This window comes from Mesorhizobium sp. J428, assembly GCF_024699925.1.
Classification (GTDB): domain Bacteria; phylum Pseudomonadota; class Alphaproteobacteria; order Rhizobiales; family Rhizobiaceae; genus Mesorhizobium_A.
Window position 1 is genome coordinate 4,305,625 of sequence record NZ_JAJOMX010000001.1, and the last position, 21,228, is coordinate 4,326,852.

The 21,228-nt window shown below is 64.4% G+C and carries 22 protein-coding genes and 1 pseudogene; 19 read left to right on the top strand and 4 right to left on the bottom strand.

Features of this window, described 5'->3' with window-relative positions; all coding sequences use genetic code 11:
* The first annotated feature begins 66 nt into the window (after positions 1–66).
* The 4 genes from sthA to LRS09_RS21615 all read left to right on the top strand — a co-directional run bounded on the left by sthA (position 67) and on the right by LRS09_RS21615 (position 2,814).
* Positions 67–1,458: a Si-specific NAD(P)(+) transhydrogenase gene (sthA, locus tag LRS09_RS21605; RefSeq protein WP_257808958.1), complete on the top strand. Its 1,392-nt coding sequence runs from the start codon at positions 67–69 to the stop codon at positions 1,456–1,458.
* 13 nt (positions 1,459–1,471) lie between these two features.
* Entirely contained in the window at positions 1,472–2,356 is an 885-nt protein-coding gene (locus LRS09_RS21610) for an NAD(P)-dependent oxidoreductase (protein ID WP_257808959.1), read from the top strand.
* 76 nt (positions 2,357–2,432) lie between these two features.
* A complete protein-coding gene (locus LRS09_RS30410) occupies positions 2,433–2,645 on the top strand; it encodes a VOC family protein (protein ID WP_374684869.1) in 213 nt (70 codons plus the stop codon).
* Positions 2,608–2,814: a VOC family protein gene (locus LRS09_RS21615; RefSeq protein WP_257808960.1), complete on the top strand. Its 207-nt coding sequence runs from the start codon at positions 2,608–2,610 to the stop codon at positions 2,812–2,814. Before LRS09_RS30410 ends, LRS09_RS21615 begins: the two co-directional genes overlap by 38 nt.
* 4 nt (positions 2,815–2,818) lie before the next feature.
* On the opposite strand, the gene LRS09_RS21620 is transcribed toward LRS09_RS21615, so the two are convergent.
* Together LRS09_RS21620 and LRS09_RS21625 are read right to left on the bottom strand one after the other, a co-directional pair.
* The gene (locus tag LRS09_RS21620; RefSeq protein WP_257808961.1) at positions 2,819–3,166 is read right to left on the bottom strand and encodes a DUF423 domain-containing protein; all 348 of its coding nucleotides are present in this window, start codon (positions 3,164–3,166) and stop codon (positions 2,819–2,821) included.
* Between the two features lie 3 nt (positions 3,167–3,169).
* Positions 3,170–4,384 (bottom strand): polyhydroxyalkanoate depolymerase, encoded by a 1,215-nt coding sequence (locus tag LRS09_RS21625; protein ID WP_257808963.1) that lies wholly within the window; start codon positions 4,382–4,384, stop codon positions 3,170–3,172.
* Between the two features lie 105 nt (positions 4,385–4,489).
* Between LRS09_RS21625 and LRS09_RS21630 the strand changes: the two genes are divergently transcribed.
* The gene (locus LRS09_RS21630) at positions 4,490–5,143 is read left to right on the top strand and encodes a glutathione S-transferase (RefSeq protein ID WP_257810283.1); all 654 of its coding nucleotides are present in this window, start codon (positions 4,490–4,492) and stop codon (positions 5,141–5,143) included.
* A gap of 3 nt (positions 5,144–5,146) precedes the next feature.
* Here the strand turns inward: LRS09_RS21630 and hemB are convergent, their stop codons facing one another.
* The gene (gene hemB / locus LRS09_RS21635; protein ID WP_257808964.1) at positions 5,147–6,178 is read right to left on the bottom strand and encodes a porphobilinogen synthase; all 1,032 of its coding nucleotides are present in this window, start codon (positions 6,176–6,178) and stop codon (positions 5,147–5,149) included.
* A 61-nt stretch (positions 6,179–6,239) separates the two neighbouring features.
* Entirely contained in the window at positions 6,240–7,118 is an 879-nt protein-coding gene (locus LRS09_RS21640; RefSeq protein ID WP_257808965.1) for a DUF2066 domain-containing protein, read from the bottom strand.
* Between the two features lie 83 nt (positions 7,119–7,201).
* Between LRS09_RS21640 and LRS09_RS21645 the strand changes: the two genes are divergently transcribed.
* The 14 genes and pseudogenes from LRS09_RS21645 to nusB all read left to right on the top strand — a co-directional run bounded on the left by LRS09_RS21645 (position 7,202) and on the right by nusB (position 21,228).
* Positions 7,202–8,245, top strand: a complete 1,044-nt coding sequence (locus tag LRS09_RS21645) for an enoyl-CoA hydratase/isomerase family protein (RefSeq protein WP_257808966.1) — start codon at positions 7,202–7,204, stop codon at positions 8,243–8,245.
* A gap of 99 nt (positions 8,246–8,344) precedes the next feature.
* On the top strand, positions 8,345–8,764 hold the full coding sequence (locus LRS09_RS21650) for a DUF6163 family protein (RefSeq protein ID WP_257808967.1): 420 nt from the start codon (positions 8,345–8,347) through the stop codon (positions 8,762–8,764).
* A 201-nt stretch (positions 8,765–8,965) separates the two neighbouring features.
* Positions 8,966–9,481 (top strand): transcriptional regulator LdtR, encoded by a 516-nt coding sequence (gene ldtR, locus LRS09_RS21655; protein WP_257808968.1) that lies wholly within the window; start codon positions 8,966–8,968, stop codon positions 9,479–9,481.
* 562 nt (positions 9,482–10,043) lie between these two features.
* Complete coding sequence (locus LRS09_RS21660; RefSeq protein WP_257808970.1) at positions 10,044–11,648, top strand: NAD(P)/FAD-dependent oxidoreductase; 1,605 nt, start codon at positions 10,044–10,046, stop codon at positions 11,646–11,648.
* Between the two features lie 282 nt (positions 11,649–11,930).
* Positions 11,931–13,181, top strand: coding sequence for a murein L,D-transpeptidase (locus LRS09_RS21665; protein ID WP_257810284.1), 1,251 nt, complete (start codon positions 11,931–11,933; stop codon positions 13,179–13,181).
* Between the two features lie 369 nt (positions 13,182–13,550).
* Positions 13,551–14,336 (top strand): annotated as a pseudogene (locus tag LRS09_RS30415) (tetratricopeptide repeat protein); the annotation flags it as partial.
* Positions 14,337–14,442: 106 nt separating this feature from the next.
* Positions 14,443–15,024: a hypothetical protein gene (locus LRS09_RS21670; RefSeq protein ID WP_257808972.1), complete on the top strand. Its 582-nt coding sequence runs from the start codon at positions 14,443–14,445 to the stop codon at positions 15,022–15,024.
* Positions 14,966–16,306, top strand: coding sequence for a CHAT domain-containing protein (locus tag LRS09_RS21675; protein ID WP_257808973.1), 1,341 nt, complete (start codon positions 14,966–14,968; stop codon positions 16,304–16,306). The genes LRS09_RS21670 and LRS09_RS21675 overlap by 59 nt, the downstream gene beginning before the upstream one ends.
* 105 nt (positions 16,307–16,411) lie before the next feature.
* The gene (gene glyA / locus LRS09_RS21680) at positions 16,412–17,707 is read left to right on the top strand and encodes a serine hydroxymethyltransferase (protein WP_257808974.1); all 1,296 of its coding nucleotides are present in this window, start codon (positions 16,412–16,414) and stop codon (positions 17,705–17,707) included.
* Between the two features lie 53 nt (positions 17,708–17,760).
* Positions 17,761–18,222, top strand: a complete 462-nt coding sequence (gene nrdR / locus LRS09_RS21685; protein WP_085464951.1) for a transcriptional regulator NrdR — start codon at positions 17,761–17,763, stop codon at positions 18,220–18,222.
* Positions 18,219–19,520, top strand: coding sequence for a bifunctional diaminohydroxyphosphoribosylaminopyrimidine deaminase/5-amino-6-(5-phosphoribosylamino)uracil reductase RibD (gene ribD / locus LRS09_RS21690; RefSeq protein ID WP_257808975.1), 1,302 nt, complete (start codon positions 18,219–18,221; stop codon positions 19,518–19,520). The genes nrdR and ribD overlap by 4 nt, the downstream gene beginning before the upstream one ends.
* A complete protein-coding gene (locus tag LRS09_RS21695; protein ID WP_257808976.1) occupies positions 19,520–20,137 on the top strand; it encodes a riboflavin synthase in 618 nt (205 codons plus the stop codon). The genes ribD and LRS09_RS21695 overlap by 1 nt, the downstream gene beginning before the upstream one ends.
* 105 nt (positions 20,138–20,242) lie before the next feature.
* On the top strand, positions 20,243–20,728 hold the full coding sequence (gene ribH, locus LRS09_RS21700) for a 6,7-dimethyl-8-ribityllumazine synthase (RefSeq protein ID WP_257808977.1): 486 nt from the start codon (positions 20,243–20,245) through the stop codon (positions 20,726–20,728).
* A gap of 2 nt (positions 20,729–20,730) precedes the next feature.
* Positions 20,731–21,228: a transcription antitermination factor NusB gene (gene nusB / locus LRS09_RS21705; protein ID WP_257808978.1), complete on the top strand. Its 498-nt coding sequence runs from the start codon at positions 20,731–20,733 to the stop codon at positions 21,226–21,228.

The window sequence follows — 21,228 nt, forward strand, 5'->3', positions numbered from 1 at the left end:
GAGTCGGTTCGGCGAACCTGTCTAACTTGTGCACTGCAGCAATCGACTCTCGCTCCGGGGACGGCGATGGATCAATTCGACATGCTGGTCATCGGCAGCGGCCCGTCGGGACGGCGCGCGGCCGTGCAGGCGGCCAAGCTCGGCAAATCCGTCCTTGTGGTGGACAAGGGAAGGCGGCTCGGCGGCGTGTCGGTGCACACCGGCACGATCCCCTCCAAGACCATCCGCGAGACGGTGATGAACCTCTCCGGCTTCCGCGAGCGCGGCTTTTACGGCCGCGGCTACCGCGTGAAGCAGGACATCTCGGTGCACGATATCGTCGACCGGCTGCACAAGACGCTGGACCACGAGGTCGAGGTGCTGCAGCACCAGTTCATGCGCAACATGGTGCGCAGTCTGGCCGCCACCGCCCGCTTCCTCGATCCGCGCCGCGTCGAACTGACCACCGACAAGGAAGAGCGCAGCGAGGTTGGCTTCGATTATGCCCTGATCGCCGTGGGGACAAAACCGTACCGGCCGGAGAGCGTGCCCTTCGATCGCAAGCGCATCTTCGACAGCGACGAAATCCTGGAGCTCGAACGCCTGCCGCGCAGCCTGACCGTGATCGGGGGAGGGGTGATCGGCGTCGAATATGCCACCATCTTCTCCGCGCTCGACGTGCCGGTGACGCTGGTCGAGCCGCGCAATTCGATCCTCGACTTTGTCGATCGCGAGATCGTCGACGACTTCATCCATCAAATGCGCGACCGCGGCATGACGGTGCGGCTGGGAAGCGCGGTGAAGGACATCGTGTCCAAGCCCGACTGCGCCGAGGTCACGCTCGCCGACGGGCGCGTGGTGCGGTCCGAGATCCTGCTCTACGCCGCCGGGCGGACCGGCAACGTCGCGAGCCTCGGCCTGGACACGATCGGCATCGAGCCGGACAATCGCGGCCGGCTGAAGGTCGACGCGCATACGCTGCAGACCGCGATCCCGCACATTTACGCCGCCGGCGACGTGATCGGCTTCCCGAGCCTGGCGTCTACCTCGATGGAGCAGGGCCGTGTCGCGGCCTGCCATGCCTTCGGCCTGCCGCTGCCGCCCGCGCCCGAGGCGTTTCCCTACGGCATCTACGCGGTGCCGGAAATCTCGACGGTCGGACTGTCGGAAGAAGAGGTGCGCGCTTCGGGTATCGCTTACGAATGCGGTGTCGCCCGCTTCCGCGAGACCTCGCGCGGCCATATCATGGGCGTCAATTCCGGCTTCCTGAAGCTGATCTTCGCGATCGGGAACCGCCGCCTGCTCGGCGCCCACATCGTCGGCGAGGGTGCAACGGAACTGATCCACATCGGCCAGGCGGTAATCAACCTCAAGGGCACGGTCGATTTCTTCGTCGAAAACACGTTCAACTATCCGACGCTGGCCGAGGCGTATAAGATCGCCGGCCTCGACGCCTGGAACCGGATGGGACGGGGCTAGCCCCGAATGCAGCATGAAACGCATCGTCTTCACCGGCGGGTCCGGCAAGGCCGGCCGCCATGTCGTGCCTTGGCTCAAGGCCCGGGGATATGACATTCTCAACGTCGACCTGAAGCTGCTCGACAGTCCGGGCGTGACGACGATCGAGGCGGATCTGACAGACAGCGGACAGGTTTTCAACGCGCTGTCGATGCATTTCGACTTCAAGGGGCTTGAGACTGGCAAAGGTCCGGCGCCGCTAGATGCGGTCGTCCACTTCGCCGCGGTCCCGCGCATCCTGCTCAAGCCCGACAACGAGACCTTCAGGGCGAACGTGACGAGCACCTACAACGTCATCGAGGCGGCGATGAAGCTCCGCATCCGCAAGGTGATCATCGCGTCCAGCGAGACGACCTACGGCGTCTGCTTCGCCGAGGGCGACAAGGACTATCACGCGTTTCCTCTTGAAGAGGACTATGACGTCGATCCGATGGATTCGTACGGCCTGTCGAAGGTGGTCAACGAGAAGACCGCACGCGCCTTTGCCATGCGCTTTTCCGCCGACGTCTATGCGCTTAGGATCGGCAACGTGATCGAGCCACACGAATACGGCATGTTCCGCGACTTCCTGAAGGAGCCGCTGTCGCGCAAGCGCAATGCCTGGAGCTATATAGACGCGCGCGATCTCGGCCAGATCGTGCATCTGTGCCTTCAGCAAGACGGGCTCGGTTATCAGGTCTTCAACGCGGTCAACGACACGATCACAGCCGAGGAGCCGACCGAGGCGTTCCTGAATCGCTGGTGCCCCGGAACGCCGATCACGCGGCCGATGGGTGAGCGCGAGGCGCCGATCTCCAACCGCAAGGCGCGCGAGGTGCTGGGTTTCCGCGAGGAGCACGACTGGCGGAACTACATCTGACTGGGTGCCGGATCGCGGTGAAACCCGTTCGCTTCCCAGGCGTTTCCAGCGGGCGGGGCCGACGGAGGACGCAAACATGCTCAGGGACAAGTCATCAAGTGCGATCGTCGCGGTTCGCGATATCGCGCCGGCCAAGACCTTCTATCGCGACGTCCTCGGTCTGCAATTGGCCAGGGAAGACATGGAAGACGTTCTGGTCTTTCGCACCGGGAGAACGTCGCTGGTAGTCTACGTGTCGGACGGGGCGGGGCATGAACCGTGCGAATGCGGTCGTGTGGGACGTCGGTGACGAGATCGACGACATCACCGCCGAGCTTAAACGCAAGGGCGTGACGTTCGAGCACTATCGAGACATGCCCGGTATCACACTCGATGGCGACGTCCACGTCTCGGGCAGCATGCGCATGGTCTGGTTCAAGGATCCGGACGGCAACATCCTTCACCTGAACAATATGTAAACTCTCACCGCTTGGCGCCGAAAACGCCTGCGAGCGCAACCGCTAGCCAGCCCGCGATCATCAGCGTGCCGCCGGTCGGTGCGGCCATCGGAAACAGGCGATCGCCGAGATAGTCCCGAGCCAGAAGGTCACCGGCAAAAACGAGCAGCCCGACGAGAACGATGAGTGCCGCGGCGCGCAGCATTTTGCCGGCAGCGAGGCCGGGCAGACCGACCGCCACCAGCAGCGGCGCGTGGAAGAGCAGGAAGTTCGCGGCGGTTCCGACATTGCCGCCCCCAGCATGTGCCGCCGCAGCCGAAAGCGCGACGCCAGCCGCACCGACGAGGCCGCCGGCGAGAAGGAAGGGGTTCAAAAGCTACTCCATCGCCAGGATCATGTTGCGCACGACGGGGTAGATTTCACGTTCCCAGCGCTTGCCGGAGAAGACCCCATAGTGGCCAACATTGGCCTGCAGGTGATGGCGTTTCAAGTGCGGCCGCAGCGATCGGCAGAGGTCGTGCGCGGCCGTCGTCTGGCCGAGCGCACAAATGTCGTCGCGGCCACCCTCGACAGTCAAAAGCGCGGTGTTGCGGATGGCGGCCGGATCGACCTTGCGCCCGCGCCACGTGAAATCGCCGGTGGCGAGCTCGGCCTTGTGGAACACGCGGTCGATCGTCTCGATGTAGAATTCCTCCGTCAGGTCGAGCACGGCGAAATACTCGTCGTAGAAGGTCTTGATCTTTTCCGCCTCTGCCGTCTCGCCGGCGGCGAGGTGGTCATAGAGCTTGCGGTGGGCCGTACGGTGGCGGTCCATGTTCATTGCCATGAAGGCGGTGAGCTGCAGGAAGCCTGGATAGACCCGCCGCCCGCCGCCCTTGTGCCGCCACGGCACGGTGGAGATCACGGAATGCTGGAACCAGGCGAGCGACTTTGCCACCGCGAATTCGTTGACCTCGGTCGGGCTCTCGCGCGGGTCGATCGGACCGGCCATCAGCGTCATCGAGCGCGGGGTTGCGGGATGCCTGTCCTCCGACATGATCGAGACGGCGGCGAGCGTTTGGACGCAGGGCTGGCAGACGGCGAGTACGTGGCCGCCAGGTCCGATCGTGTCGAGGAAACGGATCAGGTAGTCGATGTAGTCGTCGACGCCAAACTTGCCGTCCGAGAGCGGCACGTCACGGGCATTCGCCCAGTCGGTGATGTAGACGTCGTGATCGCGCAGCAGCGTCTCGACGGTGTTACGCAGCAGGGTCGGGAAGTGGCCGGAGAGCGGCGCGACGACCAGCACGCGCGGCTGGGCCGTGTCGATGTCCTTGGCGAAGTGGAGGAGCTTGCCGAAGGGCAGATCGAGCGTGATTTCCTCCGTCACCGGCACGTCGCGATTGCCGACGCGCACCGTGGTGATGTCGAAATCCGGCCGCGAATGCGACAGCTCGAAGCGGGACACCATCTCCAGGCCGGCGAGGAAGCGCGACTTGAAGCTTTCGCCTGCCGCCCAAAAGCTGGGCAGCGCCGACCGGCGCATCATCCGCGCCCATGTCCTGAATGGCGCGACCAGGTCGTCCTGGAACTGATAGGCATGGTAGAGCAAGGGCGTGTTTCTCCCGACGATGCCGCAGCGCAAAAAAGCTAGTGCAATTTGTGCTGCGTTGCGAGAGGATTGTTGCAGCATGAACGGATGCGGAAGACGGGTGGCATGACGCGGGCGACACTGACGATTTCCTCGAAGAACTATTCGTCCTGGTCGCTGCGTGGCTGGTTGCTGTGCAAGATGTCTGGGATCGATTTCGAGGAGAAGCTGGTCGAGATCACCGACGACCAGCGACAGGAACTGCTGCTGCTGAGCCCCTCGGTGCTCGTACCGCGCCTGACCGACGGCGAGGTGACTGTCTGGGACACGCTGGCGATCGCGGAATACCTGAACGAAACGAAGCCGAAGGCCGGGCTCCTGCCCAAGGATAAGGTGGCGCGCGCGCATTGTCGCTCGGTGTCGGGCGAGATGCATTCCGGCTTCTACAACCTGCGTTCGGCCTTGCCGATGAACCTCAAGGCCAGGCACGAGACGTTCAAGATATTCTCCGGCGCCAGGCCGGACGTCGAACGCATCCGTTCAATCTGGAAGGAGTGCCTCGACACCTATGGCGGGCCGTTTTTGTTTGGCGAGAAGCCGACCGTGGCGGACGCAATGTATGCGCCCGTTTGCACCCGCTTCCGTACCTATGCGGTCGAGTTGGAACCAGCGCTGCAGAATTATTGCGAAACGGTGTTCGCCTGGGCACTCATGAAGGAATGGACCGAGGGCGCGCTAGCCGAGCCCGACGAGATCATCGAGCTCGAGGTCGAGTTCTGAACTTCAACCCTTGAGCAGCGCCGCCACCTGCGGCGCGAAATAGGTGAGGATGCCGTCACAGCCGGCGCGCTTGAATGCCAGCAGCGATTCCAGCATCGCCCGCTCCCCGTCGATCCAGCCGTTTGCCGCGGCCGCGCGGATCATCGAATATTCGCCGGACACTTGGTAAGCGAAGGTCGGCACGCGGAACTCGTCCTTCAGCCGGCGGATGATGTCGAGATAGGGCAGGCCGGGCTTGACCATCAGCATGTCGGCACCCTCGGCGAGGTCCTGCTCCGCCTCGCGGACGGCCTCGTCCGAATTGGCATGGTCGATGTAGTAGGTCTTCTTGTCGCCCTTGAGCAGGCCGGCGGTGCCGACAGCCTCGCGATAGGGGCCGTAAAAGGCGGAGGCGAATTTCGTTGCATAAGACATGATGGCGACGTCCTGGAAGCCGTTGGCATCCAGCGCCTCGCGGATCGCGCCGATGCGGCCGTCCATCATGTCGGAAGGCGCGATGATGTCGGCGCCGGCAACGGCCTGGCCGACGGCGGCGGCGGCGACCTGCGCCACTGTCTCGTCGTTGACGATGATGCCCTCGCGCAGGATGCCGTCATGCCCGTGGCTGGTGAACGGGTCGAGCGCGGCGTCGGTGATGACGCCGATCTCCGGCACCGCCGCCTTGATGGCGCGGGTCGCCTTATTGATGATGTTGTCGGGGTCGAGGATGTGCGAGCCGGTTTGGTCGCGCAGCGACATCTCGACATTGGGGAACGTGGCGATGGCGGGGATGCCGAGCCTCGCAGCACCCTCCGCTTCCTTAACAGCGAGGTCGAGGGACATGCGGTATACGCCGGGCATCGCCGCGATCTCCTCGCGGCGGTTGTTACCTTCGATGACGAAGATCGGCCAGATCAGGTCGTCGACCGTCAGGCGATTCTCCTGCACCAGCCGGCGCGACCAGTCGGCCTTGCGCATGCGCCGCATGCGGCGCGAGCCGGTGATCTCGTCCACGCTGCGGTGACCGGGGGAGAGTGTCCTGGTGTGCGTGTTCATCGCGCGCCCCTTTCTGGTGTCGCGTCTCTAGCATGCCCCGTGCGTCGGCATCAAACCGACATCATGGCACACCGTGGCCGGACAGTATCTGCGCCGCGCCCCGCAGGGCCACACGGAACGCCTCGTCAAAACTCACCCCGGTGGCGGACCAGTCTTGCACCCCCTTTTCGTTCAGCATCCGGAAACTGGCGATCCAGCCCAGCGACTCGTCGCTCCATCGCAGCGTGATCGCCAGCGGCACATCGCCCGCGGCAGCCCCCCGCAGCGCCTCCAACTGTTTGGGGGAGGGTAGTTCGCCGCCGACTTCGGGCCGGGCTGCCGCACGGGGCAATGAGACGTCGAGCGCCAGAGGGCTTGCTGCGAGTTCGAGCGAGTCGCGCATATATGGGGTTTCAGGACCGTCGGATGTCAGGACGAAGGCATTGTCGCCGCGCACCACATGCACGAAGGCGGCGATGCGCGGCCGCGGCAACGGCCAGGGATTGGAACCGAGCTGCGCCAGAAGATCGTCGACATGCTTCGGATCGAAGATGCAGGTCAGATCGTGCGGGCGAGCATAGGTACCTTGCTCATCGTGGATCGGTACGCCTTCCAGCCGATCCCGGTAGCGGAACGAGGCGACATGCCCTTGAGCCTGCTCGATGATTGCGCTCATCGCCGCATTGTGCAGCAGCCGCTGGTCGCCGGAAACGCGCACCAGCATTTTCGGCACGCACTCGCGCAAGCCGATGAGCCGGTTCTCCTCGCTCGTGCCGGTGACGACGACCGTGGAACTGTAGAGGTTGAGCTCCTGGGCCAGGGCCACGCCCGATGCGGCGCCGGCGAGGAACGTTGCAAGAAGCAGTCTGCGGATCACTGGAACGCCTTCTGCAAAGCCGATGCTCTTCGCGCGCCATTGACGCGCTTCGGATGACAATCCTAGACCGAGATGCGCATGCATTGAAGCTTACCGGCAAACGTGACCGACGTAGTGGACCAAAGCGGCGGCCTCATAGCCGGCGGCATCGCAAGGGAGAGAGCAGAATGGACGCAGCTTCCGAGGACGAAATCCGCTTCGAGCGGCGCGGCCGCGCCGCGATCGTCACGCTCAACCGGCCCAAGGCGCTCAACGCGGTCACGCATGGCATGGTGCTAGCGCTGGCTGCCAAGCTGCCGGAGTGGGATGCCGACCCGACGGTCGATGCGGTGGTCGTCAAGGCCGAGGGCAGGGCCTTCTCAGCCGGCGGCGATATCATGGACATCTACCAGGCCGGCAGGGCCGGCAAGCCCGCGGTGCAGTTCTTCGCCGACGAATACCGGCTTAACGCGGCGATCCACAATTTCCGCAAGCCCTATGTCGCGCTGATCGACGGCATCGTCATGGGCGGCGGCGTCGGCGTGTCCTTCCACGGCTCGCATCGCGTGCTGGGGGAAAAGGCGCAGTTCGCCATGCCCGAGGTCGGCATCGGCTTCTTCCCGGACGTCGGCGGCAGCTATCTCCTGTCACGCGTCAAAGGCGGCTACGGCCTCTATCTCGGTCTGACCGGTGCTCGCATCGGCGCAGGCGATGCGCTCCATGCCGGCCTTGCCACCCATGCCGTCGCCTCGGCGGACCTGGCTGCGGTGGAGGCGGGGATCGTCGAAACGGGCGACCCCGACCGCGCGCTGAGGGATCTGTGCATCACGCCTGAGCGCAAGCTTGACGAGGGCGATGCGGTTTCCGTCGGGCTTCATTTCTCCCTTGGCTCGCTGAACGACATGATCGAGAGCCTCACACAGGCCGCCGGCCGTGACGAGTTCGCGGCAACGACCCTCGACACGCTCTCCAAGCGATCCCCGACAAGCCTCCACGTCGCCTTCCGCCAGATCACCGATGGCGCGGCGCTGAGCATGGAGGAATGCATGAAGATGGAGTTCCGCATCCTGAACCGTATGCTTGTCGGCCATGACTTCTATGAGGGTATTCGCGCTGCGATCATCGACAAGGGAGACACGCCGAATTGGAAGCCGGCGACACTGGCGGAGATCGACCCCAAGGCGATCGACGCCTACTTTGCCCCTCTTCCCGGAGGCGAGCTGGTTATCTAGAACGTCTCCGGGAACGGAGTCGTCCACGATGCCCTCTCTCTTTGTTTCGACGCAATTCCGGCCTCAGAAGCGCTGTTCACGTTTGCCGGGATTGCTCTGATGCCCTATCGCGAAAGCCCCGCAGTGCTGCGGCCGACCGCGGTGCAGCAGGCATTCTGGTGGTTCCATCGGATCATCGCCGCGTACTGCATCATGTTCGGCACGCTCTATTGGGTGCGGCTGATCGGTTTCTATGACGGGGCGCTTTGGCGGTTCGATCTCATGCCGGTGCATTGGCAGATCGCAGCGACCGCGCTCGCGGCGCTTTATCCCTTTGCCGGCATCGGCCTGTGGATGATCACGTCGTGGGGACCGGTCATCTGGGTTCTCTGCGCCGGCACCGAGATTGTGATGTATGCCGGCTTCCCTGAGCTCTTTGGCGCGAAATACTCCGTCGTCGCCTCCCATCTTCTGGTCGCCTGCATCTATCTGGCGTTCCGGGTGATCCTGCATTTCCGGCAGCGTCGGCCTGCGACCTGAGCGCGCCTGCCGCAACGATTAAATTTTTCATAATCGGGCATCTTAACCAATTCATTTACCACAAATTAGGCTTCGTTCGGATTCGCGGCTGGTAAGCAGCGGTTAAGGCTGGCGTTTAAGTCGAATTTTATGGGTCAATGCTACGGTTGGGCCAAGGTGAGAAAACAAGAAGTCACCGGGCGACAAACGAGAGGCAAGACCATGATCAACGCGCGACCCACGCAGAAGGCCGCCCCGGTTCAGGACGACCGGAAGGACGCCATCCGCACCCTCTACATGGAATCCCTCCAGCTCGTTGAGCGGCTTCACCGCCGTCTCCTCGACGTGATCAAGGACGAGTTCGACCGTAACGGCCGTTCCGACATCAACGCGATCCAGGCGCTGCTGCTGTTCAACATCGGCAATGCCGAGCTGACCGCCGGCGAGCTGCGCTCGCGCGGCTACTATCTCGGCTCGAACGTGTCGTACAACCTGAAGAAGCTGGTCGATCTCGGCTTCATCAACCACCAGCGCTCGCGCATCGACCGCCGTTCGGTCCGCGTCAGCCTGACCCCGAAGGGAGCGGCCGTGGCGGATGTCGTCGGCAAGCTCTACGAGCGCCACGTCGGATCGATCGAGCAGGTCGGCGGCATCAATTCGGAAGAGTTCAAGCAGATGAACCGTGCCCTGCAGCGCCTCGATCGCTTCTGGAACGACACGATCGCCTATCGGATGTGATCGGACAGGACCCGGAAATCCGCCTTTGATGGGGCTTTTCCCGAAGGCGGCTGCGCGGCCAGACAGGCCGCCGCGCAACTACGTTGTTCGCCCGTGGTGCCGCTCGCTCTATTGCGAGGGCACCAACGGCGGGAGCTTAACGATATCTCTGAGCGACAGTGGCGACTGCAGAATACGGCGTGCCGCCGGATGACGCATTCCGCCGACATCTCCCGGCTTCTTCCTGTGGCTGATACTCCGGCTCTCCGGCGGTCTGCGTCCGGTGCCGAAAAGTTCACAGCTGTGAAAGTTTCTATCTCATCCGCGAAATCGTTGACTTGATCCGGCGCGGGCCGGATGCTTCCCGAAAGATTGGCTGAAGCCAGTCCTTGGGAGGATGCGTGACGCTTCGGCATCGCTGGAGGCCCGTTCGCTGAATGCGCCGGGAGCCTAGAGCGGCATGTGTCGCGCGACGGTTCGTGAGGCCCCGTCATCTCTCCCAACGACCGGCCGTTCGTTTAGGGAAGGTAATGACATGATTGACCGGAACCGGAGTGGAAATGGCGCTTCGCAGGCGAGGCGCGTGGACGTCATCGTCGTGGGTGCAGGCTTTGGCGGCATGTACGCCACCTACAAGTTCCGCGAGATGGGCAAGAACGTTGTCTCGATCGAGGCCGGCGGCGACGTGGGAGGCGTCTGGTACTGGAACCGCTATCCGGGCGCGCGCTGCGACCTGATGAGCGTCGACTACAGCTACGGCTTTTCCCCCGAGATCGAGCAGGAATGGACCTGGAGCGAGCAGTTCGCGGGCCAGCCCGAAATCCTCGCCTATGCCAACTTCGTCGCCGACAAGCTCGACCTGCGCAAGCACTACCTGTTCAACACACGCGTCGTGAGCGCGGTCTGGAACGAGGCGACCAAGGTCTGGCGCGCCACGACGGACAAAGGCGAAGTCCTGGAAGCCCCGTACTGCATCATGACGACGGGCCCGCTCTCGATCCCGAAGGATCCCGATATCCCGGGTATCGACAAGTTCAAGGGTCTGCTTCTGCGTGCGCAAACATGGCCGCACGAGCCGGTCAGCTTCGAAGGCAAGCGCGTCGGCCTGATCGGGACAGGCTCTACCGGCATCCAGGTGGTGCAGGAGGTCGGGCGCAAGGCGGGGGAACTGTTCGTCTTCCAGCGCACGCCGAGCTTTACGCTCCCGATGCGCAACCACGTCATCGACGCGGACTATGCGGCCGAGATGAAGCGCAACTATCGCGCCATGCGCGAGGCGATGCGCAACAATCCGACCGGCGGCACACGCCCGGCGACGACGCGGCCCTATTTCAGCCTGCCGCCGCAGCAGCGCCAACAGGTGATGGAACACGCCTGGATCAATGGCGGCCACACCTTCCTCGGCTCTTTCTCGGACCTGATGACCAATGAGGAGGCGAACGAGCAGGTCGCCGATTTCGTCCGCGACAAGATCGGCCAGATCGTCAAGGATCCGAAGACGGCGGAAGCGCTGAAGCCGCGCGGCTATCCGATCTTCGCCCGGCGCCCTTGCCTCGATACCGAATACTACGAGACCTACAATCTGCCGAACGTGCGTCTGGTCAACGTCAAGGAAGACCCGATCGTCGAGATCACCGAGAAGGGTATTCGCACAAAGAGCGGCGAGACCGAACTCGACATCCTGATCTTCGCCACCGGCTACGACGCGCTCACCGGCGCGCTTTTGGCCTTCGACGTCGTCGGCCGCGACGGCCGCACCCTAAAGGACAAGTGGAAGAGCGGTCCGCGTTCCTATCTCGGCTTCATGCTGGAAGGCTTCCCGAACCTGTTCGCGCCGAGCGGACCCAACGGTCCTGCCGCGCTGGCCAACCTGATCACCATCGCCGAGCACGACGTCGACTGGATAGCGGACATGATCTCCTGGATGGAGACGAACGGTGTGAGCACGGTCGAGCCGACGGTGGAGGCAGAGGAAGGCTGGATGAGGATGGTGCTGGCGATGGCTGAGAAATCTCTCATCCGCAAGGCGAACACCTGGTGGGTCGGCGCCAACGTCAAGGGAAAGCCTCAGGGCCTGACCATGTTCATCGGCGGTTTCGCCAAGTATCGCGAACTATGCGAAGCCGCCGCGCAGAACCGCAAGGCGAATTTCGTTTTCGACCGCCCGGCGGTGACGGCTGCGGCCTGACGCAGAAGTCCGCGACCGACGAGTCTCTCGGGCCGGCGCGCGCGCCGGCATTTCCGTGTTCCGTCGCGCCGGCGAATAACGCCATCGTGAGTTGGCTGGGCCACCGTAACGCCATATTTGCGTGAAATCGCAGAAGACGAAGAGGGTCTCCGTATGCATCGCCCGCGACAGGTTTCCGGGCGGACGCCTGATCGGTCGTCGTCATGGTTGGCGATATGTTAACCGCGCCGACCTAGCCTCAGGCCGATTGCCGCACGGACAGACGGGATAGCTGGAATGAAGATGAAGACGAGCCGCCGGACGTTTCTCCTGAGCGCAGGCGCACTGGCCGCCACCGCCTATGGCGCGCAGGCCCAGGACGTGATCCAGGACATCCTCAACGCCAACCGCCGCGGCTCGTGGGACGACCAGTTCGATGCCCGCGCGAGCTCCAAGGCGGCCAAGGTTTCCTCGCATCTGCCTATCTTTAGTCCCGAGACGATCGCCTATGTGGAGCAGGCCATCGGCCAGTATTCCAACATCGTGGCGCAGGGCGGCTGGCCGAATGTGCCGGCAACCAAGAAGCTCAAGCTCGGCGTGGTCGATCCAGACGTCGAGGTGTTGCGCCGCCGGCTGATGATCAGCGGCGACCTCGCCTCATCCGCAGGCATGTCGAGCTCTTTCGATTCCTACGTCGATTCCGCGCTCAAGCGCTTCCAGGCCCGCCATGGCTTGCCGGCCGACGGCGTGACCGGCAAGTATACCTATGCCGCGCTGAACGTGACGGCGCAGGTGCGCCTCGGCCAGCTCGAGACCAACCTGGTGCGCCTACGCTCCATGTCGGGCTTCCTCGGCGACCGCTATGTGATGGTGAACATCCCGGCCGCGCAGATCGAGGCTGTCGAGGGCAACCGCGTCGTCCAGCGCCACACCGCGATCGTCGGCAAGATCGACCGCCAGACGCCGATCCTCAACTCGAAGATCAATGAGGTCATCGTCAATCCGTTCTGGAACGCTCCGGAATCGATCGTGATCAAGGACATCATTCCGCACATGCGGAAGAACCCGACCTATCTCACCGACAATGCGATCCGCCTGATCGCGCCGGATGGGACCGAGGTCGATCCGGCTTCGGTCGACTGGAACACCAACGACGCGGTGAAATATCGCTTCCGCCAGGATCCGGGCAAGATCAACGCGATGGCCTCGGTAAAGATCAATTTCCCGAACCCGCATGCGGTTTACATGCACGACACGCCGCAGCAGAGCCTGTTCTCCAAGCTGATGCGCTTCGATTCGTCGGGCTGCGTGCGCGTGCAGAACGTGCGCGACCTGGTGACCTGGTTGCTGCGCGACACACCCGGCTGGAACCGGCAGCGCTTCGAAGAGACGATCCGCTCCGGCGAGAACACGCCGGTGGCGCTGACCAACCCGGTGCCGGTTTACTTCACCTACGTCACCGCCTGGTCGACCGGCGACGGCGTCGTTCACTTCCGTGACGACATCTACGCCCGCGATGGCGTGGACGAGCTGCAGCTCTCCACCGCCCTCTGAGACGTTCGAACGTGCCTGTTGAAAGGGCGGGTCCGTAGGGCCCGCCTTTTTGCATGGGGTTCTGGGCGTTGCCGACTTAGTGGCGCCATAATTGTGAACGGCAATCGGCTGTAGTTGGGATGGGCCGGGTGCGCGCCGATGCGGTTCTGGAACAGGAAGGACGCAGCAGCCGACGCCACCCATCGCCTGATGCCTTGTCTGGCGGTGGTCGCTGCCGCCATGATCGCGCCCCTGCCGGCGTGGCCGGCAAGCGCCGAGGAGCCTCTGCATCCCCCATCGCGTGCGGACGCTGGTCAACCCGCCGGACCTTCGTCGCAGCCGTCGCGCGACGCTGGCGCCTTCGCGCGGGCGAACGACCGGATCCTTCTGATGGTCAACCGGGGGGAATTCGAGGTGGCCGAGCGACGCGCAAGTCGAATGCTCGCAAGGGCCGAGACGGCCTTCGGCGCGGACGATCCGGCTATCATTCCGGGCCTGAACACTCTCGCTATGATCTACCAGCAGACCGGACGTCTTGCGGATGCCGAGCGGACCCTGAACAGGGCGCTCGGCCTCGCCCGCCGTCCCGATGCCGGTGCCGAAACCCTCGCCGATGTTCTCAACCGAATGGCCAACGTCCTTTCCGACGACGGCCGCTTGGACCAGGCCGAAAAGGCAACACGGGAAGCCATCGAGATCGGGGAGCGGATCGAGGGGTCGTCGACGCTGGCGATCTCGCTCAACAATCTGGGTCATATTCTGACCGCCCTGCGACGGTTCGATGAGGCCGACGCCGTCTATCGCCGGGCGGAGAGCCTGACTGTCGCCAATACTGCCCTCGCGGCCGCGATGCCTGCCAACCTTGCCGTCCAGATGATGGGACAAGGACGTTTCGCGGAGGCGGAACAGCTGCTGCTGCGGTCGGTTGCGTCGTGGGAAAAGATGACGGAACCTGTCGTCATTGCCTGGGCGACGGCTCTGCTCAATCTCGGCCGCCTCTATTATGAGACCGGACGCCCGGACGCAGCCTCAGCCACGTTCGGCAGGACGCTGGACGCGCTCCAGCAGAACGTTCCGGACAACCATCCCCTGCGCGCCTATGCGCTGCAGAACCTGTCGCAGATCTCTTTCGACCGGAGAGACTTTGCGGAAGCGGAGAGACTGGCGCGCGAAGCCCTCACGATTGCCGGCCAGTCGCTTCCCGCGACGAAGTTCGAGGTCGCCGACTGGGCACGAGGCACTCGCTCAAGCTACCCTTCTGCAGGGCGAATGGAACGACGCCGTGGCTGCTGCCCGACAGGCGGCCGCCATCCTTTCGGCCGACATCAACAGCGGCAAGGGCGACAAGAACGACTGGGAAGTGCTCACGATCGTCGAGATCGTCGCTTCGGAGGCGATGGTGACCGTGGATCCGGCGGGTCTGATCGCCAATGCGGTCGCAGCGCGGCGCAGCGCCTTTCTCAATCTCCAGCGGCATGCCGCTACAGATACCGGCGCCGTGGCCGTGGCTGCTGCCGCGCGCGCTGCGGTCGGCGGCACGGATCTGTCGAACCTCGTGCGCGAGAAGGATCATGCGCTGGCCCGACTTCGCGAGGTCGACGCAGCCTTCGTGCGCGCCGCCGGCGCGACGTTGGACCCTGATGCGCGCCGGGTCGCGCTCGGCGACCTACGGTCCCGGCTTGAGGCACTCCAATCCCGCCTTTCCGCGATAGACGCGCGGCTCCTCGCCAATTTTCCGCAATATTTAGAGCTCGCAGGCGGTCCGCCCGTTCCGGCCGACCGGGTCATTGGCATGCTGGCCGACGATGAAGCTACTGGTTCTGCCGGTGGTCATGCAGAACAGCCTGGTCACATTCGCCTATGACAAGGACGGCGGGGTCTATTCCTGGGGCCGCAACCCGGACGAGGCGGCGGAGCTTCCGCGCATCGCGGCGACGCTGTTGTGCCAGGCATCCCGACGCCTCAACCCGTCCTGCGCCCGCACAACGGAAACGACGTCGAGCCAGGTATCCGACGCCGCGAGGGGTGTGGTCGCATTCGGCCGAACCCAGGATACGGACGAGTTCGATCTCGGGGCGGCACACAGGGCTTATTCGCTCCTCTTCCCCGGTGATGTTCCGGAGCTGATGGCGGGGAAGAAGCTGATCATCGCCCCGTCGCCTGAACTTCTCGGCTTTCCTTGGCACTTGCTTGTCACCCAACCGCCGCCCGAGGGATGGGCCGCTCCCGGCAAGGACCGTGCCGAAGCCTATCGCGAGGCTGCCTGGCTGTTCCAAGCGCATCCTTCGATTGCCGTCGTGCCGAGCGTCGCCGCGCTCGATGCCGCGCGGCGCTCCCGCAACGAGGCGGGCCGTAGACAGCCGCGCTATCTCGGCATCGCCGATCCGGTGATTGGGGCGACCGTGGCCGAGCGCGACGCCGCACCGCTCGACTGCGCTTCGCCGGAGACAGTTGCCCTCACGCGCGGAAAGCCCGTCGCTGTCGGAGCCAGGGCGGGCGCAGAGGCGGGGATACTGGCCGATGTGGACGCCCTGCGCCGGCAGCCTCGGCTGGCCGATAGCCGTTGCGAGGTGGAGGCGACGTCGAAATCGCTCACCGGACCGTCCGACCTCCTGCTGGGCGGGGAGGCGACGGAGGCCCGCATTAAGGCAATTGCCGCGACGGGTGGTCTCAAGGCCTACGACATCCTGCATTTCGCCACACACGGCTTGGTCGGAGGCGAACTCGGCCAGGCGGAGCCGGGCCTGCTGCTGACTCCGCCCGCGGCCGCCAGCGAAGACGACGACGGCGTGCTGACGGCGCAAGAGATTGCAGCACTCGATATAGATGCAGACTGGGTAATCCTGTCGGCCTGCAATACTGCGGCTGGTTCCCGGTCGGACGCCGAGGCGCTGGCCGGCCTGGCACGCTCCTTCTTCTATGCCGGCGCCCGCAGCCTGCTGGTCTCGTCCTGGCCGGTCTATTCGCAGGCGGCGACTCGCTTCACCACGAGCATGTTTGCGCTGCTGTCGGATCAGCCGTCCCTGACGAGAGGCGAGGCTGTGACCCTGACCATGCGGAAAATGCTGGCCCAATCCCATTCGCCCGAGACGGCGCATCCTGCCTATTGGGCGCCTTTCCTGCTGGTCGGCGACGCCGGCGGCTAGCCATGTCGCAAACGGTGCGTCGGCATGCCGCCGCAAGCTGGCAGCCAGGCACGAAACGTGTTAACGCCGCGGCCTGTCTCACCAAGGCACCAGGGGATTTTCTACATGGCGACTGTCACGACCGCTTTCTTTTCCGAGCCGCTGGAAGAGCGCGATCCGGAGATCTTCGGCGCGATTCGCAACGAGCTCGGTCGCCAGCGCCACGAGATCGAACTGATCGCTTCGGAGAACATCGTCAGCCGCGCCGTGCTGGAGGCGCAGGGCTCGGTGATGACGAACAAGTATGCGGAGGGATATCCGGGCAAGCGCTACTATGGCGGCTGCCAGTTCGTGGACGTCGCCGAGGAACTCGCGATCGAGCGGGCGAAAAAGCTGTTCGGCGCGAAGTTCGCTAATGTCCAGCCGAACTCCGGCAGCCAGATGAACCAGGCCGTGTTCCTTGGCTTGCTCCAACCGGGCGACACCTTCATGGGTCTCGACCTCAATTCGGGTGGCCATCTGACGCACGGCTCGCCGGTGAACATGTCGGGCAAGTGGTTCAACGTCGTCTCGTATGGCGTGCGCCGCGACGACCATCTGATCGACCTCGACGAGGTGGCGGAGATCGCCCGCAAGGCCAAGCCGAAGCTGATCATCGGCGGCGGCACGGCCTATTCCCGCATCTGGGACTGGAAGCGCTTCCGTGACATCGCCGACGAGGTGGGCGCCTATCTGATGGTTGACATGGCGCATATTGCCGGCCTCGTCGCCGGCGGCGTCCATCCGTCGCCGATTCCGCACGCCCATGTCGTGACGACCACCACGCACAAGTCGCTGCGCGGCCCGCGCGGCGGTATGATCCTGACCAATGACGAGGACATCGCCAAGAAGATGAACTCGGCCGTCTTCCCCGGCCTGCAGGGCGGCCCGCTGATGCATGTCATCGCCGCCAAGGCCGTTGCGCTGGGCGAGGCTCTGCAGCCGGAATTCAAGACCTATGCGGCCAACGTGGTGGCCAATGCCAGGGCGCTCGCTGCGAGCCTGAAGGAAAGTGGCCTCGACATCGTGTCCGGCGGCACGGACAACCATCTCATGCTGGTGGATCTCAGGCCTAAGAACGCCACCGGCAAGCGCGCGGAGGCGGCGCTCGGCCGTGCCAACATCACCTGCAACAAGAACGGCATCCCCTTTGATCCGGAAAAGCCCTTCGTCACCTCTGGTGTGCGTCTCGGCACGCCGGCGGGCACGACGCGCGGTTTCGGCGAGGCCGAGTTCCGCGAGATCGGTGCGCTGATCACGGAGGTGCTCGACGGGCTGAAGATGGCGAATTCCGACGAAGGCAACGCCAAGGTCGAGGAGGCGGTGAAGCAGAAGGTCGTTGCGCTCACGGACCGCTTCCCGATGTATCCCTATATGGGGTGACGCAAAAATCGGCTAAGGGTCGCGCACGAGTCGCCGGTTTTCCGAGGTCCTGAATGCGCTGCCCCTATTGCCAATCGATGGACACGCAGGTGAAGGACTCCCGTCCTGCGGAGGAGGGGGCCGCCATCCGTCGCCGGCGCGTCTGCCCGGACTGCGGCGGCCGCTTCACCACCTTCGAGCGGGTGCAGCTGCGCGATCTCGTGGTGGTCAAGAAGACCGGGCGCAAGGTTCCCTTCGACCGCGACAAGCTGCAGCGGTCGATCGACATTGCGCTGCGCAAGCGCAACGTCGATCCTGATCGCATCGATCGAGCGGTGAGCGGCATCGTGCGCCAGCTCGAAAGCTCCGGCGAGACCGAGATCCCGTCGGAGGAGATCGGCAGGCTCGTCATGGAGGCGCTGAAGTCGCTCGACGATGTCGCCTATGTCCGCTTCGCTTCGGTCTACCGCAACTTCCGTGAAGCAAAGGACTTCCACGAACTGCTCGGCGAGCTGAAGGGTGACGAGAACGGATGACGGAGCGGCCCGATCCCGACGACACGCCGAAGCCCGGCGAACCAGCCGAGGCGCAGAACGATCAGGTGTCCGCGGCTGCGGACGAGCCGGCTTTACGTGCCTCGGCTGAAGACATCGTTGACGTCGCAGAGGCTCCGGGCGCATCCGACGATCCGCTTTTGGCTGAGGAGCAAGAGGGAACCGTCGACTCGGCGGAAGGAGACGGTTTTGCGATTTCTGACACCGACCGCCGTTTCATGGCCGCTGCGATCCGCATGTCGCGTCGGCATCTGGGCCTCACCTCGACAAATCCGTCGGTTGGAACCCTGATCGTCAAGGACGGCGTGATTGTCGGCCGCGGCGTTACTGCGGTTGGCGGCCGGCCTCATGCGGAGACGCAGGCGCTTGCGGAGGCCGGCGAAGCCGCGCGCGGCGCGACTGCCTATGTGACGCTGGAGCCATGCGCACATCACGGCCGCACACCGCCCTGTGCCGAGGCGCTGGTTACGGCTGGCGTGGTGCGCGTCGTCGGTGCCGCGGCTGACCCGGATGACCGTGTCTCCGGCCGCGGCTATGCCATTCTGCGTGCAGCCGGTATCGAGGTGGTCGAAGGCGTGCTGGCGGACGAGGCTGCCGACGAACTCGCCGGCTACCTTACGCGATCCTCGAAAAAACGCCCTGAAGTGACTCTCAAGCTTGCCATTTCGTCAGACGGGATGATCGGCAGGCGCGATGCTGGCCAGGTGCAGATCACCGGCGGCATCTCGCGTGCGCAGGTCCACCTGATGCGCGCCGAATCCGATGTGATTATGGTCGGGATCGGCACGGTGCTGGCCGACGATCCGGAACTGAACAGCCGCCTGCCGGGGCTTGAGGAGCGGTCGCCCGTCCGCGTGGTGCTTGATCCTTCGGCCAAGCTGCCGATGATGTCGAAGCTGGCTTTGTCTGCGCGTTCGTTGCCGCTCTATCTAGCGGTGGGGCCAGAGGCGAGCGCTGTCCGGCGCTCGTCGCTGGAGATGCTGGGCGTGCGCTTCCTCGCGACCGAGACGCATGACGGCCGCATCGCGCTGCCCGAACTGCTGGAGGATCTGTCCGGACAAGGCTTCTCTACCGTGTTCGTGGAAGGCGGGGCCGCGACGGCGCGAACCTTCCTGGAAGACGACATGGTGGATCGCATCGCACTCTTCCGCGGTCCGAATCCGATCGGCGAGGACGGTATCCGCTCGCCGGTGACGCCGGAGACGATACCGGATGGCTTCAGGCTCGTCCGCGAGGCGCGCTACGGCCTCGACCAGTATTCCGAATGGGTGAGGGACTGATGTTTACGGGTATAGTCACGGATGTCGGCCGCGTGGCCAAGGTCGAGCCGCTGCCGAAAGGGAAGCGCTTCCGCATCGAGATGAACTACGACCCGGCCTCGATCGAGATCGGCGCCTCGATCGCATGTTCCGGCCCTTGCCTGACCGTGGTCGCGCTGCCGGACACCGGCTCCAACGCCCGCTGGTTTGAGGTGGAGGCTTGGGAAGAGGCGCTGAGGCTGACCACGGCCGATGCCTGGCGGGAGGGGACGCGGCTCAACCTCGAGCGGGCGCTGAAGATCGGCGACGAACTCGGCGGGCATATCGTCTCCGGCCATGTTGACGGAATGGCTGAAATCATCGCGCGCGAGGACGAAGGCGAAGCGGTCCGCTTTCGGCTCCGCGCGCCCGCGCCTTTGGCGCGCTTCATCGCGCCGAAAGGATCGGTCTGCCTCGACGGCACATCGCTCACCGTCAACCAGGTCAATCGCGACGAGTTCGACGTGCTCCTGATCCACCATTCGCTGACCGTCACGACCTGGGGCGAGAGGAAGGTGGGCGACAGCGTCAATCTGGAGATCGACACGATGGCCCGCTACGCTGCGCGGCTCGCGGAGGCTGCGACGGAAGGGCTGTAGCTGCAGAGCCGATCGTCGAACGGGCGCGTTCTGCCGCACTGCGCCAAGTGGCGCTTGCGGACATCTCCGGTTCAGCCTAAGTCAGCCGCCAATCCGGAGATAGACATGGCAGGCATATCCGACCACGGCAAGGCGTTCGCCAAACCCGAGCGTGCTCACGTTCTCATTGTCGAGGCGAGGTTCCACGATGACCTTGCCGACGCGCTGCTCGAGGGCGCAACGTCGGCGCTGGAAGAGGCAGGCGCCACCTGGGACGTGATCACCGTTCCCGGCGCGCTCGAAATCCCTGCGGTTATTTCCATGGCGCTGGACGCGGCCGACGACGATGGCACCGATTATGACGGCTTTGTCGCGCTGGGCACCGTGATCCGCGGTGACACCTATCACTTCGACATCGTCGCCAACGAATCGAGCCGGGCGCTGATGGACCTGTCGGTCGAGGAATCGCTTGCAATCGGCAACGGCATCCTCACCACCGAGAACGAGGAGCAGGCCTGGACGCGCGCGAAGAAGAGCGAAGGCGACAAGGGCGGCTTCGCGGCGCGGGCAGCGCTCACCATGATCGCCATCCGCGAGCGGCTCGGAGCCTGACGATGAGCAGCGACGCCCGATCCCAGCCCAGCGCGCCGCGCGCCGCCAACAAGCGCGGCGCGGCGCGGCTTGCCGCCGTCCAGGCGCTCTACCAGATGGACGTTGCTGGCACCGGCCTGCTCGAGATCGCGTCGGAATATGAGGCCTTTCGTCTCGGCAAGGAGATCGACGGCCAGGTCTACCGCGAGGCGGACGCGCAATGGTTCCGCGCGATCCTCGCGGGCGTCGTGGAAAACCAGAAGGTCGTCGATCCGGTCATCCGTCAGTCGCTCACGGAGGATTGGCCGCTCTCGCGTCTCGATTCGACGCTGCGCGCCATCTTGCGCGCCGGCGCGTACGAGCTGATGCAGCGCGAGGACGTGCCGGTGGCCGTCATCGTCTCCGAATATGTCGACATCGCCAAGGCGTTCTATTCGGAGGATGAACCGAAGCTGGTCAACGCCGTTCTCGACCGCGTGGCGCGGCGGGTGCGCGGAGAAGGCAGGGGCAAGGACGCCTGA